Origin of the sequence: Ignavibacterium sp., from assembly GCA_032027145.1 — a bacterium.
Taxonomy (GTDB): domain Bacteria; phylum Bacteroidota; class Ignavibacteria; order Ignavibacteriales; family Ignavibacteriaceae; genus IGN3.
The window spans coordinates 1,112,505-1,127,636 of record JAVSMP010000001.1 but is presented as its reverse complement, the minus strand read 5'-3'; the positions used below and the strand labels follow the sequence as shown (position 1 = coordinate 1,127,636).

The following is a 15,132-nucleotide window of genomic DNA, read 5'->3' as shown; positions in this document are numbered from 1 at the left end:
ATAATATTTTATTACAAAATTAACTTTAATCTTTCTGAAGGCAAAAACAAATTATGCTTTGTTTAAGGAATAATGCAGCTTCTTTTGTAATTTAACTGCAACAAAACATTTATTTGATATGAAAAAAATCATTTTGCTTCTGCTCTTTTTTATAATAGTAAATAATTATCCGCAGGACCAAAAGAGCTGGATAAGAATAAACCAACTTGGCTATTTAACTAAATCAATTAAAGCTGCAGTCTTTATCAGCAAAGAATTTAAATTACCTGAAAACTTTTCAATAAAGGATGCGCTGACAGAGCAGATAGTTTTTACATCGAATAAAATAAAATCTTTCGGTACGCAATGGTCTTTTAATTCAACAGCAAGATTAGATTTTTCTGAGTTTGAAATACAAGGCGCGTTTTATATCGAATGCAATGGAATTAAATCCCCTTCTTTCAGAATTGATGATGATGTGTATAACGGAACTGCTGATTTTCTGCTCAACTATATGCGTCAGCAAAGATGTGGTTACAATCCCTTTTTAAAAGATTCCTGTCACACTCACGATGGATTTATAATTTATCATCCGGCGCTTGATTCAACTTTTATCAATGTTGTCGGCGGCTGGCACGATGCTTCTGATTACTTGCAGTATGTTACAACATCTGCAAATGCAGCTTATCAGATGTTATTCGCATATTCAAAAAATCCGGAAGCATTTGGCGATAAGTATGACAAAGATGGAAACAAGGCTTCAAATGGAATTCCTGATATTCTTGATGAAGCAAAATGGGGAGTTGACTGGCTGATGAAAATGAATCCCGAAAAAGATGTTATGTTTAATCAGATTGCTGATGACAGAGATCATCGCGGATTTAGACTGCCAACTGAAGATACAACAAGTTATGGAAAAGGATTGGAAAGACCTGTTTATTTTGCAACCGGAAAGCCGCAGGGAGTTTTTAAATATCAGAACAGGGCAACGGGACTTGCTTCAACTGCAGGCAAGTTTTCTTCTGTGTTTTCTTTAGCCGCAGAATTGCTTGGTAAATATTATCCTGAATTGTCTGAAACATTTTATCAAAAATCTAAAGATGCGTATATAACCGGAAAGAACAATCCCGGAGCTTGCCAGACGGCACCTTGTGTATCACCTTATTTTTATGAAGAAGATAACTTTGTTGATGATATGGAACTTGCTGCTGTGCAATTATTTAATGTTTCGGGTGATGATAATTATTTATCTGATGCAATTAATTTTGGAGTAAGCGAGCAGATTACCCCGTGGATGGGAGCTGATACTGCAAGGCATTATCAATGGTATCCTTTCGTTAATCTTGGTCATTACTTGTTGGCTGAGAATGATCTTAATGCTTCAAAAGAAATTTTTTTATCGTTTATGAAAAGAGGAATTGATTCAGTTTATCAGCGCGGTATTGATAATCCGTTCCAAATAGGTATCCCGTTTATCTGGTGTTCTAATAATTTAGTTTCCGCAATACTTACTCAATGCAGATTGTATAATGAGATTTCGGGTAATGAAGACTATCTTGAAATGGAAGCTTCATTACGCGATTGGCTGTTTGGATGTAATCCGTGGGGCACAAGTATGATAGTCGGATTGCCGGCAAATGGTGATTATCCATCTGATCCTCATTCTGCTTTTACACATCTTTATAATTATCCGATTACTGGCGGGCTGGTTGATGGTCCGGTTTACGCAACTATCTATAATAAACTTATTGGGATACAGCTTTACAGCCCGGATGAATATGAACAATTTCAAAACAATTATGTTGTTTATCACGATGATTATGGAGATTACTCAACTAATGAACCAACAATGGATGGAACAGCAAGCTTAACTTACTACTTGTCAGCGCTTCAGAACAAAGGGAATAAATCTTATGATAGTTTTGTTATCAATCATGGCGGAATTATTAAAACCGATACTACACAAAAAGAAGTGCATCTTATTTTCAGTGCACACGAATTTGATGACGGTGCAAAAATTATAATGAAAACTTTAAGAGATGAAAATGTTAAGGCAAACTTTTTCTTTACAGGAAATTTTGTAAGATCTCATCTTGAATTAATAAAAGAATTGAAAAACGATGGTCATTATGTCGGTCCTCATTCGGACAAACATTTGTTATATGCAGATTGGGAAAAGAGGGATTCCACATTGATCACAAAAAAAGAATTTCTAACTGATCTGAAAAATAATTATAGGGCTTTAGATCAAGCTGGAGTAAGTAAAAGTCAATCTTCAATTTTTCTTCCTCCTTATGAATGGTATAACGATACGATATCTGTCTGGGCAAATGAAATTGGTATAAAGATAATCAATTTTACTCCGGGAATCATTTCAAACGCAGATTATACAATTCCTTCGATGGGGAAACAATATCGTTCAAGTGACGAAATCTTTAACAGTATTATCAGCTTCGAAAATAAATATGGATTAAACGGGACAAATATTCTAATCCATTTCGGAACAAGCCCTGAACGAACCGATAAATTTTATAACAGACTTGAAGAACTTATCAAAAATCTAAAATCTAAAGGCTATAAATTTGATTTGATAAAGATTTAACACAGAATCTAAAATCCTCTTTTTAACACTTTATCCATATCGGATTTTATCATCAGCTTTACCAGATCTTCAAACTTTGTTTTTGCTTTCCAGCCAAGTAATTTTTTTGCTTTTAACGGATTGCCTATCAACAAATCAACTTCTGTAGGTCGGTAATAATTTTTATCAACCGTAACAACAACTTTGCCCTTCTTAAGTTTTGTGGTAAAATCATATTTATAAAACTTAGAGTTTTTTCTGTAATCAATCAAAGCTCTGGCTTTGTTGAAATCTACACTGCTGATAACACCTTTTTCATTAATTCCTTTTCCCTTCCATTCCAACTCAATTCCAAGGTGATTAAAACTATGTTCAACAAATTTTCTAACGGTATTAGTTTGACCGGTTGCAAGAACAAAATCCTCAGCTTGCTTATACTGAAGTATTCTCCACATTCCTTCGCAATATTCAGGAGCATATCCCCAATCTCTTTTAGCATTAAGATTTCCAAGCGAAATACTTTGCTGCATCCCGGCTGCAATTCTGGATGCAGCACGAGTAATTTTTCTGGTTACAAATGTTTCACCTCTTCTCGGTGACTCGTGATTGAACAAAATTCCGTTACAGGCAAACAGATCGTAAGCTTCGCGATAATTTACAATTATCCAAAAACCATAAAGCTTTGCAACGCCATACGGTGAACGAGGATAGAAAGGCGTCTTTTCAGTTTGTGGAATTTCCTGAACTTTACCATACAATTCACTTGTTGATGCCTGATAGAATTTTACTGTTCTTAATCCTACTTCTCTTATTGCATCCAGGAATCTTAGCGTGCCAAGTGCATCCACTTGTCCGGTGTAATCAGGAACTTCAAACGAAACTTTAACATGACTTTGTGCAGCAAGATTATATATTTCATCAGGCTGAATTTTTTCAAGTAATCTGTTCAGATTGCTTGTATCAACAAGATCGCCGTAATGAAGAAACAATTTCTTATTAAGAATTTCAGGATCGTTGTAAAGATGATCTATTCTTCCGGTATTAAAAGAGCTGCTTCTCCTGATAATTCCGTGAACTTCATATCCTTTTTCAAGAAGGATTTCTGTTAAGTAGCTTCCATCTTGTCCTGTTATTCCTGTTATTAATGCTCTTTTCATATCTTCAACTTTTGATTAAAATAATGGGACATTGATTTAACTGATAAAACCGATTTAAATTGATTTTCTAACCCGTGAAAATCCCTTTGATCAGTTCAATCCGTGTTCTATTCACTAAGCAAATTTACTTAAAAACCAGTTATAAGTCTTATCAATTCCATCTTGCAGTTCAGTCTTATACCGCCACCCTAGTGAATTTATCCGCGAAACATCCAGAAGCTTGCGAAGAGTTCCATCCGGTTTTGATGTATCGTGATTAATACTGCCTTTATATCCAATAATCTCAGCTATCATTTTTGCAAGATCATTAATAGAAATATCTTTTCCGGTTCCGATATTTAAATGAGTGATTCCTTTTCCATAAAGATCTTCTGAGTTTACATTCTCCATTAAAAACAAAATCGCACCAGCAAGATCTTCTACAAATAAAAATTCACGAAGAGGCTTGCCTGAACCCCAGATTACAACTTCCTTTTCATTTTTTACTTTTGCTTCATGGAATTTTTTTATAAGTGCCGGAAGAACATGTGAAGTCTCAAGATTAAAATTATCGTTTGGTCCATAGAGATTAGTCGGCATTGCAGAAATAAAATTACATCCATACTGACGATAATAATTTTCACACAATTTAATTCCGGCTATTTTTGCAATTGCATAAGGCTCATTTGTAAATTCAAGAGTGTCAGTAAGCAAATACTCTTCTTTCAAAGGCTGAGGAGCTAGTTTTGGATAAATGCACGAACTTCCGAGAAAAACAAGTTTCTCAACTTTATTTAAGTAAGATGAATGAATAAGATTTGATTCTATCATCAGATTATCATAAATAAATTCTGCTCGATAAGTATTGTTAGCTAATATTCCACCAACCTTTGCTGCAGCAATAATAACAACTTCCGGTTTTTCTGTCTCGAAAAATTTTAAAACATCTGATTGGTTTCTTAAATCTAATTGTGAGAAGTCTTTGGTAACAATGTTTTTATAACCGGATGATACCAACACTTTATAAATAGCTGAGCCAACCATACCATTATGACCGGCAATGTAAGTCTTTTTATTTTTCAAGTCATTTATCAAAATTATAAACCATAATAAATTGAGAAATAAAACTCATTTAATACTTTATCAGCAAAACTTAAATCATCTTGCTGCAAAGAAGAATTTGTCCTTTGATATTGTAATTTTCCAAACAATTCGTGTGTGTATTCATACTTTATTTCAGCTCCAAAGTAAGAATAGTTTTTTCGCAAGCCAAATAAAAACGGCGGCTGCGGCTGAATAATGTACTGCTGCTGAACATTTCCGTTTTCACCTTTACGGATGTACTGAGCCCATACTGTAGCCTGCAGACCTCTTATAAATCTATAGTTGAGTGATCCATAAATCAGATCAGAATTGTGTCCCATCCAATGACCAAGCAAATATCCAGAGCTTTGATAATCTGTTGTTTGAATATAATGCCGGTAAACGAACGGATATATTTTTGTGAATTCAATTGTTGCAGTCAGATTCTCTATCGGCAAGTCAGTAACCGAACCACCAAGAGTAAACCCAAATTGATTACGCTGTTTGTATGAATCAAATAAACCGCTGATTGTTATTTCATCAATAAATAATGTTCCGTACAAATGAGTATTTGTTATGTTACCCCTTGAACTTATTCCAAAAAACATTTGCGCATTGCTTCCGGCAGCGTTTAACTGATGGCTTAGCTGATGATCTGCTAACCGGAAAAACATTATTGGCATTAAGTATAAAAGTTCAAGCTTTTTATCATAAACGATCGATTCTCCAAGTGAAATATCCAATCCTTTTAGTGGTGTAACTGTCAATGTGTGGGAAGCAATAAACTTATCAATAAATGAAAAACTGATGCCGCCTGATAGATTATGAATTATTGTGTTAGAGTCCAATACTGTTGATGATAACCAGCCGTGCAAATAATTAAACCTGAGCCAATCAACAGGTTTAACATCCAATCTTATAAATCCGAATGAGGGAGCTTTTTGTGATAGAACCAGCAATCCGCTTTTACCATAACCCCACTCCATTAAATCTTTACCAACTGCAAACGATCCCCAATCCCATTCAGTTGCAACTACAGCGTTTATTTTACTATACTCCATTTTATCCGGAGGAAAAACCGGGGTAGTTAAATCCGATTTTGCTTCGACGCCTGTTATTGGTGTAAACTGTTTTAACTTATCTATTGTTTTACCGGTTTCAGTATTGTCTCTGAAATCAAAACTAAACCCGATATATTTATCAATGTAGCCGTAAGTGGCAATTCCATTCCATATATGGGTTAGCTTTTCATTGTCACGAGTACCAATTTGTAAACCAAGTATCGGGCTTATATTTAATCTGAAGAAATTATTATTAAAACTGAATAGCCTTAATCTTTCTGATTTATCATATCTGAAAAATAAAATTCCTGAAGAATCTTCCTTAATATTTTTCAGCAGATCAAATTCAAAACGAAAATCTTTGCTGTAAAAGTCTAATTCATCCTTCTCCAATGAAGTCAGTTTATCAGATTTTCCGGTAACTTCAATTAGTTTTTGAGCGATATATTTTCTGCTAACAGGTCTTATCTGATCGTTAAACTCAATAACAGATTTTTGGCTAAGTCTTGCGAGGAATGAATAAATATCTTTGTGCAGCGGCTCATAAACCACCTGTGCAAATGTGATAAAACTAAATAGCAGTGACAGAAATATCTTTTTTAACATAAGATACTTTTACTTATTGAAAAACTTTTTTAAAGTTTCAACTACATACACAAGTTGATCATCACTTAACTCAGGGAATATTGGTAAAGCTAAGGATTTATCTGCCGCAAATTCTGATACGGGAAAATCTCCTTTTTTATAACCAAGCTCATTAAAACATTCCTGTAAATGAAAAGGAACCGGATAATATATTTCTGTTCCGATTTCATTTTTAGTTAAGAATTCTCTCGCAGCATCTCTGTTTTCAATCCTGATGATATATTGATTGTAGATATGATAATTTTTCACACTTGCTAAATCATAAACAGCTTTAGGCAGCAACACTTTATTTTTAGAATCGAAGGATGTTTTTCCTGTTTCTTCTGCCAGGCCGGCGTCCTTAAATAATTGTGTATAGCGATTTGCATTCTGTCTTCTTTTCTCAGACCATTTATCCAAATGTGGAAGTTTAACTCTCAACACTGCTGCCTGTAAAGCATCAATTCTGAAATTACCGCCGATTACTTTGTGATAATATTTAGGTTCACCGCCGTGCACTCTTTTAATAGTAAGGATTTTTGCGAGCTTATCATTATTAGTTGTAATCAAGCCTCCATCACCATAACAGCCGAGATTCTTGCTGGGAAAAAATGAAAAGCATCCGATATCACCTATTGTTCCAACAAATCTTCCATCTTTATATTGTGTGCCGATTGCCTGAGCAGCATCTTCAATAACGATAAGATTATGAGATTTTGCAATCTTCATTATTTCATCCATCTCAGCACTCTGACCATAAAGATGAACAGGGATTACAGCCTTTGTTTTTGCAGTAATTTTTCTTTCAAAGTCTTTTGGATCAATATTAAATGTAACAGGATCGTTCTCAACAAAAACCGGAACAGCAAATAATCTTGAAACAACTCCAGCAGTTGCAAAGAATGAATATGTTGGTACGATAACTTCATCACCGGGTTTTATGTCAACAGCCATCAGAGCTAATAGAAGAGCATCAGTACCGGATGAAACACCAAGTGCATGTTTACAGCCAAGATAGCTGCAAAATTCTTTTTCCATACTTGTTACTTCAGGTCCAAGAATAAAGTACTGTGATTCAGCTACTTTTATAATAGCTTCATCAAGCTCTTTTTTTAATGACTGGTATTGAAGTTTAAGATCTAACAACGGAACTTGCATATAATTTCCTTTTTGAATACAAATTAATAGATGAAGTCTTTATTGATTTCTTTGAATAACTTTGCCTGTAAATCCTTTTCAGAAACAAGCGGAGCGTTAACTTTCCAATCAATGTTCAGCTGCTGGTCATTGTATAAAATTGCTCTTTCGAGTTCTTTACAATAAAGTTCAGTACATTTATATGAAAAAATTGCTTCGTCTGATAAAACAGAAAAGCCATGAGCAAATCCGGGCGGAATCCAGAGTTGGGTGTGATTTTCTTCAGTTAATTCTGAAGCAAAATATTTTCCAAATGTAGGTGAACCAAATCGTATATCTACTGCAACATCCAGCACTTTGCCAGAGATTACCTGACACAATTTACCCTGTGCTTTGTTGCCAATCTGATAATGAAGTCCCCTTATAGTATTCTTTTTTGATTTAGAAATATTATCCTGAACAAAATGGAAATCTATTCCAGCTTTATGATAGACATCTTTATTGTAGCTTTCAAAAAAGTATCCTCTTATATCACCAAATACTTTAGGTTTGATCAAAAATAAACCGGGAAACTCTGTTTTTATAACCTCCAATTACTTATCCCTCTTTCAATATTTTTTCAAGATAATCTTTATATAACGATTTAGGAATCGAATTAGTTAACTCTCTAAACTGCTCTTTATTTATAAATCCTTTATTAAAAGCAATCTCCTCAATACAAGCTACTTTTAATCCTTGTCTGTCTTCAATTACTCCAAAAAAGTTTGATGCTTGTAATAGTGCTTCTGGCGTTCCTGTATCCAGCCAGGCAATTCCTCTGCCTATTTTTTCTACGTATAGCTCACCTTTTTCAAGATATATTCGGTTTACATCGGAGATTTCCAGCTCACCGCGAGCAGAAGGTTTTAAATTTTTTGAAATATTTACAACATCACTGTTGTAAATATAAAGTCCGGGTACAGCATATTGTGATTTAGGTTTTAATGGTTTCTCCTCAATTGAAATTGCCTTTCCTTGTTTATCAAACTCAACTATCCCATACCTTTCGGGATCTGTTACCTGATAACCAAAAATTGTAGCACCGGTGTTTTTTTCTATTGCTTCATAAAAAAAAGTCAAATCGCCGTAAAAGATGTTATCACCAAGAACCAAACAAACATTATCATCACCAATAAATTCTTCTCCTATTATAAATGCTTCTGCAATTCCATTTGGTGCTGGTTGAACTGCATATTGTATGTTCATTCCTATTGTGTTACCGCTGTTAAATAACTGCTTATATAATGGTATTGTTTCTTCATTCGAAATAATTAAAACATCTTTTATTCCTCCGAGCATCAGGATAGAAAGGGGATAATAGATAAGCGGCTTATCATAAATTAATGCTAATTGTTTGCTGTAAACTTTTGTTATCGGATATAATCTTGAACCTGAGCCGCCGGCTAAGATTATTCCTTTTGTTATTTTTTTCTTACTCACATTATTACTTTTTGGATAATTTATAACGGTGTAAATATAAAAATAATAAGTTTACGATTCTTAATATTTTACCAGGAAAACAGCAAACTTCTCTATAAAAGTCTGCCGCTTAGTATAAAAATTGCTACTGAAAAATAAATTACTAATCCTGTAACATCCACAAGAGTAGCAACAAACGGTGCAGAAGATGATGCGGGGTCAAAACCAAATTTTTTTAATATAAACGGAAGCATTGAGCCGGTAATTGTACCCCACATTACAACACCAACCAGAGAAGTAGATACAGTAAGCGCAACAAAGAACCAATGCTCTCCATAAATATGCGAAGCCATTTGCCAGACAAAAATCCTTAAAAAGCCAATAACTGCTAATATAGAACCCAATGTCAGTCCTGTTATAAGTTCGCGCCTGATAACAAAAAACCAGTCTTTAATTGTAACTTCACCAAGTGCCATTGCACGTACTACAAGCGTTGCCGCTTGTGAACCTGAGTTACCGCCGCTGGAAATTATCAGCGGAACAAACATTGCCAGTATAACTGCCTTAGCTATTTCGTCTTCAAAGAAAGCCATTGCTGAAGCCGTAAACATTTCTCCCAGAAATAAAACTGCCAGCCAGCCGGCACGTTTTTTTATCATCTCTAATAATGGAATCGAAGAGTAAGGTTCATCAAGAGCTTCCATAGCTGCCTGCTTGTGCATATCTTCTGTTGCTTCTTCTTCAGCTATGTCAAATACGTCATCAACAGTTACTATTCCTATCAGAATTCCGGCTCTATCTACAACAGGCAAAGCAACTCTATCATATTTTTTAAATGCTTCAACAGCAGTTTCCTGATCATCATAAACATGTAATGCAACAAAGTTTTCTGTCATCAAATCAGATACTGTTTGATTTAATGGTGCAAGAAGAAAATCTTTTATCTTAATATCATCAATCAACTTTCCTTTTTCATCAACAACATAAACTATGTTTAATGTTTCTTTGTTTTGTCCGTGTTCGCGTATGTAGTCTAAAGTTTCCTGGATTGAGTATGAAGGTTTTACGGCAATGTAATCAGGCGTCATCAGCCTTCCAACTGAATTTTCCGGATATCCGAGCAGTTGTACTGCAATTTTCCTTTCATCAGGTGAAAGCAGCTGAAGTAATTGTTTGGCAGCAGATGCCGGTAATTCCTCAAACAACCAGGTACGGTCATCGGGATCCATTTCGTTCAGGATAACGGCGCTTTCTTCTTTACCCATTAGCTTCAGCAATTCCATCTGAGTATCAAAATCCATATACTCAAATGTATCAGCAGCAAGTTCTTTAGAAAGCAAACGAAAGATGATAACCCGGTCTTTTTCTGGAAGATCAATAAGAAGTTCAGCAATATCGGCTGGAGTCCACTCTAAAAGAATTTCTTTAAGAATGCTAAGCTGTCTCTCCTCTATCAGAGACTGGATTTCAGGTTGTAAAAGTCTGCTTAGCATCAGAAAATCCTTATTTTAGGAAAAACAATTTGTTTTTACATGTAAATTAATTTTGTTGACTTAATTGGTTTGCAAAAATAGTTTGAATATGTGCAAATCCCAATTAAAAATTTTGTTATTATAGATCAGAACTAAAAAAATATGCTGAAAATTATTATTGATGAAAATATTTTGTTTGCCGAAAAAGCTTTCAGCCATTTAGGAATCGTTGAAACTGTTCCCGGACGTTTTATTTCAAATCAACTTCTAAAAAATGCTGACATTCTTATTGTTCGATCTATCACTAAGGTTGATGAAGGCTTACTTAGAAATACTAATATAAAATTTACCGGTACTGCAACAATCGGAACAGATCATGTTGATTTGAATTATCTTAAAAAAAACAAAATTGCTTTTGCAGATGCACAGGGCTGTAATGCTTTTTCTGTTGCTGAATATGTTGTTGCTTCACTTTTTTATCTAAGTGTTAAATTTAATTTTAACCTTAAAGATAAATCAATCGGAATAGTTGGGGTAGGTAATGTTGGCAGCAAAGTCGCACATTTTTCAGAATCTCTTGGGATGAGAGTTTTCTTAAACGATCCGCCGCTTGAAAGAGGCGGAGATCCAAGAAAATTTGTTTCGCTAAATGAAATCCTTAAATGTGATATTATCACCCTTCATACTCCATTAAATCTTAGCGGTATTGATAGTACTTTGCATCTCATCAATAAAGATAAGCTTGACAAACTTAAAGAAAACACTATTCTTATTAATACTTCACGCGGAGCAGTAATAAACAACAATGATTTAATTGAAACCCTTAGAAATAAAAAAATAATTACTGTTCTTGATGTCTGGGAAAATGAACCGGAAGTAAACCTGGAATTATTAGATAGAGCGGATATTGCTACGCCACATATTGCAGGATATTCTTATGAAGGAAAGGCAAATGGAACAATCATGATCTATGACTCACTTTGTAAATTTCTGAATGTTGATAAACAATACGATTTTCAGCTCCCTGTACTACAGAATCCTGTTATCGAAATAAATTTTTCTACACGGTTTGAGGATTCCATGAATCAGCTTATATCTGAAATTTATCCGATAGCTGATGATGACAAAAGGATGAGAAAAATGGCAGGAATGAGTAGTTCAAATATTATAAATGAGTTTGATAATCAAAGGAAATACTATCCGGTAAGAAGAGAATATAATAACTATAAAATCAAAAGCACAAATCTGAATGAGACGATCAAATCAGTTTTAGCAGAATTAAGATTTAAGATTATTTAATATAAAATCTTATTCCTTTGAACCATCTAATTTAAACTCAACAGGTATTATCATCTGAACTTTAACTCTTTTGCCTTTTTGCAGCCCGGGTTTAAATCTTGTGTAGTAAACCGATAGTCTTGCATTCTCATCACAACCATAACCAATGCCCTCAACAACCTGAGCAGAAGAGACTTCGCCATTCTTTTCAATAAAAGCCATCACTTTTACAGTGCCTTCTATTTTATTCTTTTTCGCTTCGATTGGATAAACAAGTCTTTTGTAAATAGTATGCATTCCTCCAATCGGCTCAGGCATAATTTCCGGGCTAAGCAGATATGCAGGATCATCATCCATATTTATCTTATCATCTTCAATGGGTGGAAGATTAAGTTCGTTGGCATCTTTCTTTTTATTGCTTTGTCTTTCTTTCCATTCTGCTAAAAGTTTCTGATAATCTTCTTCCCGATATTCACCAACAAGTAAAAACTCCTGTCCTTTTCTTACTCCATCTTCAAAGATCACATCTTCGACTACATTACCAAGTGAATCATAATAAGCTGCGGGTCCATCTCTTTTTCCATCTTCAATACTATATAGTTCCTTTATTTTTCCATTTTCATAATATACAGTAACCGTTCCAAACACTTTGTCATTCACATAGTTTCTTCTCTCTTTAAGATTACCGTTTTCCCAGTAAAATAAAGCTTCTCCCTGCCGCTGATCGCCATTATAAACCACAATCGCTTCGGGTTTTCCGTTTGGGAAAAACGTTTTTACAGTATCCTGCTGAGCAAACAGATTATTTTGAATAATTATTAATAATAATAGAAGAAAAATCTTTTTCAATTAATATCCGTTAATTTTTTGAGGCAAAAGATAATATTTAATTTTGAGTAATTAGAGGCATTATTATCACAACAATAAAAATTGCAATTGCAATTCCGAAAAATAAATATCCCACTTCAGCATCATACTGAAGCAATCCGATTTCACCAAGCAGGTAATGCCAATCGTGATAAACTCTGTTTCCGCCAAGCAAAGGTAATCTTTGAGCCTGGGCATCAGCAGCATAAACAGATATGTTAATAAAATTTTGTCCAAGCCAGAGCAATGAAAACTGCATCCCGGTTCTGTACTCGCTTCTGAAAAAATAAAAGAAAATAATTGAAGGAAGAATTATCTGCATTAAAGTTCCGCCAAGAGTGTAGATATATTTTCCAAAAAATTTAAAGAAAAGATGTCCTGCTTCGTGAATTACAAGATCAATATTATCCAGTAAGCCATATTCTCCCCTATTCAATATCCAATAAATTGCAATCGGGAGAATAATAATGCTCGGGATCCATCTTTTAATTTCATCAACTTTGGTGTGAGGTTTTGATTTCTTCAGACTTTGTTCAATTTCTTTTTTAAACTCGTTATCCATTGAATTGCATAAATAAAAAATGATAATTAACTTGGTATTGAAATTAACTAATCCATACTAATCGTTCAAAATATAAATTAAAGGAAGGGACATTTATGAAAAAAATCTTATTTGTGTTGTCTATACTGGCAGTAATGACACTCTCAGTATATGCACAAGGTTTCAAAACACCACGTCCAAGTCCGGATGCAACTGTTTCTCAGTTTGTGGGTATTACAAAAATTACAATTGATTACAGTTCACCAGGTGTTAAGGAAAGGGTAATCTGGGGCGAACTTGTTCCTTTTGGACAGGTTTGGAGAACTGGTGCAAATGAAGCAACAACAATTACTTTTTCTGAAGCAGTAAATATTAATGGAACTGAGTTACCGGCAGGGACTTACGGTATCCACACAATACCAAATAAAAATGAGTGGGAAATTATTTTTAGCAAAGATACAAAGGTTGATGATAGTCCGGCTTTTAATCCGGATAAAGAAGTATTAAGAATAAAAGTAAAACCCGAATCAAATCCCTTCACTGAACGAATGGCATTTACAATTACTGATGTAACAGATAATTCTGCAATTGTAAATTTGATTTGGGAAAAACTTAAAGTTCCATTTAAAATCAATATCAACACTCAGGATTTAGTTTTGCAAAACGCCCGCAATACCGTTGACTGGCGAACACTTTCATCAGCAGCAAATTACTGTTTGCAGCAAAATATAAATCTTGATGAAGGTTTTAACTGGATTCAGGCATCTACTTTGATTACTCAGAACTATTCTAATATGAGTTTACTGGCACAATATTATGCAAAGATGAATAAGAAATCTGAGGCAATTTCTACAATGGAAAAAGCAATTGATTTCGGCAGCAGATTGAAAAATCCGCCTTTTGATTTTGAAAACATGAAAAAATTATTAGCTGATTGGAAAAAGTAATTCTTTGTAATTGTAATTATGCGTCTTTGCATCTGATTATTAAAGGCAGAGACGCATAAATATAAACTTATCCATAAAAGGTTTTTCTTTTATTTGAACTTGCCCTGCATTTATCACTGCAGCAATATTCATTTATAATCTTACATTCATGGCAGCATACAATAATTTTATCGCAATCAAGATTATGACAATTAATATGATATGCTGTCGGCTTGCCGCAAAAGTGGCAGTTTGCTGTATATTTAAGTTCTTCTTTTGTATTTGGTTCAAATACTCTCCTGTCATCGAATACAAACATACCGCCTTGCCAGTAAGTATCTGGAAATTTCTGAATATAGTTTAAAATACCGCCGTCAATCTGATAAACATTATTAAAGCCCTGCTCTCTCATATACGCTGATGCTTTTTCACATCTTATACCGCCGGTGCAGTACGTAATAATTGTTTTGTCTTTGTATTGATTTAATGACTCAACAACCTTGGGCCACTCTCTAAAATGAGTTATCTGTGGTGTGATAGCATTTTTAAATTTCCCGATCTTGCTTTCGTACCAGTTTCGTGCATCAACAATTATAAAATCTTTTTTATCTTCATAAAATTTCAGTAATTGTTCAGGTGTAATTTTTGGTGCAGTATGCTCCAGTGAAGTGCTTTCTAACCCTGAATTAACAATCTCTGATTTTACTCTGACGTGCATTTTAGTAAAAGCTATTTCATCAGTTGGTGTTTCTTTAAACCAAATGTCTGAAAACATCGGATAGAGGGATAAGTGGTTTTTATATTTTTCTATTTTGTTATTATTACCAAATATCGAACCATTAATTCCTTCTTTAGCAAGATAAACTTTTCCTTTAAGTTCGTTTTCAATACACCAGGAAAGGTGTTTCTTTGCTAAAGCTTCCGGATCATCAATAGTTACATATTTGTAAAAAGAGACTATCCTGTATTTACTCATATTAATTTATACT

At 34.1% G+C, this 15,132-nt stretch carries 13 protein-coding genes; 3 read left to right on the top strand and 10 right to left on the bottom strand.

The annotated features are described in order from the left end of the window. Positions 1–118 precede the first annotated feature (118 nt). Positions 119–2,581 (top strand): glycoside hydrolase family 9 protein, encoded by a 2,463-nt coding sequence (locus ROY99_04580; GenBank protein ID MDT3695645.1) that lies wholly within the window; start codon positions 119–121, stop codon positions 2,579–2,581. An 8-nt stretch (positions 2,582–2,589) separates the two neighbouring features. Here ROY99_04580 and gmd read toward each other — a convergent pair whose 3' ends face one another. The 7 genes from gmd to mgtE form a co-directional block, all read right to left on the bottom strand. Beyond that, on the bottom strand, positions 2,590–3,717 hold the full coding sequence (gene gmd, locus ROY99_04575) for a GDP-mannose 4,6-dehydratase (GenBank protein MDT3695644.1): 1,128 nt from the start codon (positions 3,715–3,717) through the stop codon (positions 2,590–2,592). Between the two features lie 114 nt (positions 3,718–3,831). Beyond that, complete coding sequence (locus tag ROY99_04570; protein ID MDT3695643.1) at positions 3,832–4,779, bottom strand: GDP-L-fucose synthase; 948 nt, start codon at positions 4,777–4,779, stop codon at positions 3,832–3,834. Positions 4,780–4,793: 14 nt separating this feature from the next. Continuing rightward, positions 4,794–6,446 carry a hypothetical protein gene (locus ROY99_04565; GenBank protein ID MDT3695642.1) on the bottom strand — a complete coding sequence of 551 codons (1,653 nt, stop codon included), beginning with the start codon at positions 6,444–6,446 and terminating at the stop codon, positions 4,794–4,796. Positions 6,447–6,455: 9 nt separating this feature from the next. Then, positions 6,456–7,622: a DegT/DnrJ/EryC1/StrS family aminotransferase gene (locus ROY99_04560; protein MDT3695641.1), complete on the bottom strand. Its 1,167-nt coding sequence runs from the start codon at positions 7,620–7,622 to the stop codon at positions 6,456–6,458. A gap of 23 nt (positions 7,623–7,645) precedes the next feature. Beyond that, entirely contained in the window at positions 7,646–8,194 is a 549-nt protein-coding gene (gene rfbC / locus ROY99_04555; protein ID MDT3695640.1) for a dTDP-4-dehydrorhamnose 3,5-epimerase, read from the bottom strand. A 4-nt stretch (positions 8,195–8,198) separates the two neighbouring features. Beyond that, positions 8,199–9,080 carry a glucose-1-phosphate thymidylyltransferase RfbA gene (rfbA, locus tag ROY99_04550; GenBank protein MDT3695639.1) on the bottom strand — a complete coding sequence of 294 codons (882 nt, stop codon included), beginning with the start codon at positions 9,078–9,080 and terminating at the stop codon, positions 8,199–8,201. A gap of 92 nt (positions 9,081–9,172) precedes the next feature. Further along, a complete protein-coding gene (mgtE, locus tag ROY99_04545) occupies positions 9,173–10,552 on the bottom strand; it encodes a magnesium transporter (GenBank protein MDT3695638.1) in 1,380 nt (459 codons plus the stop codon). 141 nt (positions 10,553–10,693) lie between these two features. On the opposite strand from mgtE, the gene ROY99_04540 reads away from it, so the two are divergent. Then, positions 10,694–11,830 carry a 4-phosphoerythronate dehydrogenase gene (locus ROY99_04540; protein ID MDT3695637.1) on the top strand — a complete coding sequence of 379 codons (1,137 nt, stop codon included), beginning with the start codon at positions 10,694–10,696 and terminating at the stop codon, positions 11,828–11,830. A gap of 9 nt (positions 11,831–11,839) precedes the next feature. On the opposite strand, the gene ROY99_04535 is transcribed toward ROY99_04540, so the two are convergent. Continuing rightward, entirely contained in the window at positions 11,840–12,658 is an 819-nt protein-coding gene (locus tag ROY99_04535) for a TonB family protein (GenBank protein ID MDT3695636.1), read from the bottom strand. 37 nt (positions 12,659–12,695) lie between these two features. Next, entirely contained in the window at positions 12,696–13,238 is a 543-nt protein-coding gene (locus ROY99_04530; GenBank protein ID MDT3695635.1) for a hypothetical protein, read from the bottom strand. 95 nt (positions 13,239–13,333) lie between these two features. On the opposite strand from ROY99_04530, the gene ROY99_04525 reads away from it, so the two are divergent. Beyond that, positions 13,334–14,164 carry a DUF2911 domain-containing protein gene (locus ROY99_04525; protein MDT3695634.1) on the top strand — a complete coding sequence of 277 codons (831 nt, stop codon included), beginning with the start codon at positions 13,334–13,336 and terminating at the stop codon, positions 14,162–14,164. Between the two features lie 67 nt (positions 14,165–14,231). Here ROY99_04525 and ROY99_04520 read toward each other — a convergent pair whose 3' ends face one another. Continuing rightward, positions 14,232–15,119: a rhodanese-related sulfurtransferase gene (locus ROY99_04520; protein MDT3695633.1), complete on the bottom strand. Its 888-nt coding sequence runs from the start codon at positions 15,117–15,119 to the stop codon at positions 14,232–14,234. Positions 15,120–15,132 lie beyond the last annotated feature (13 nt).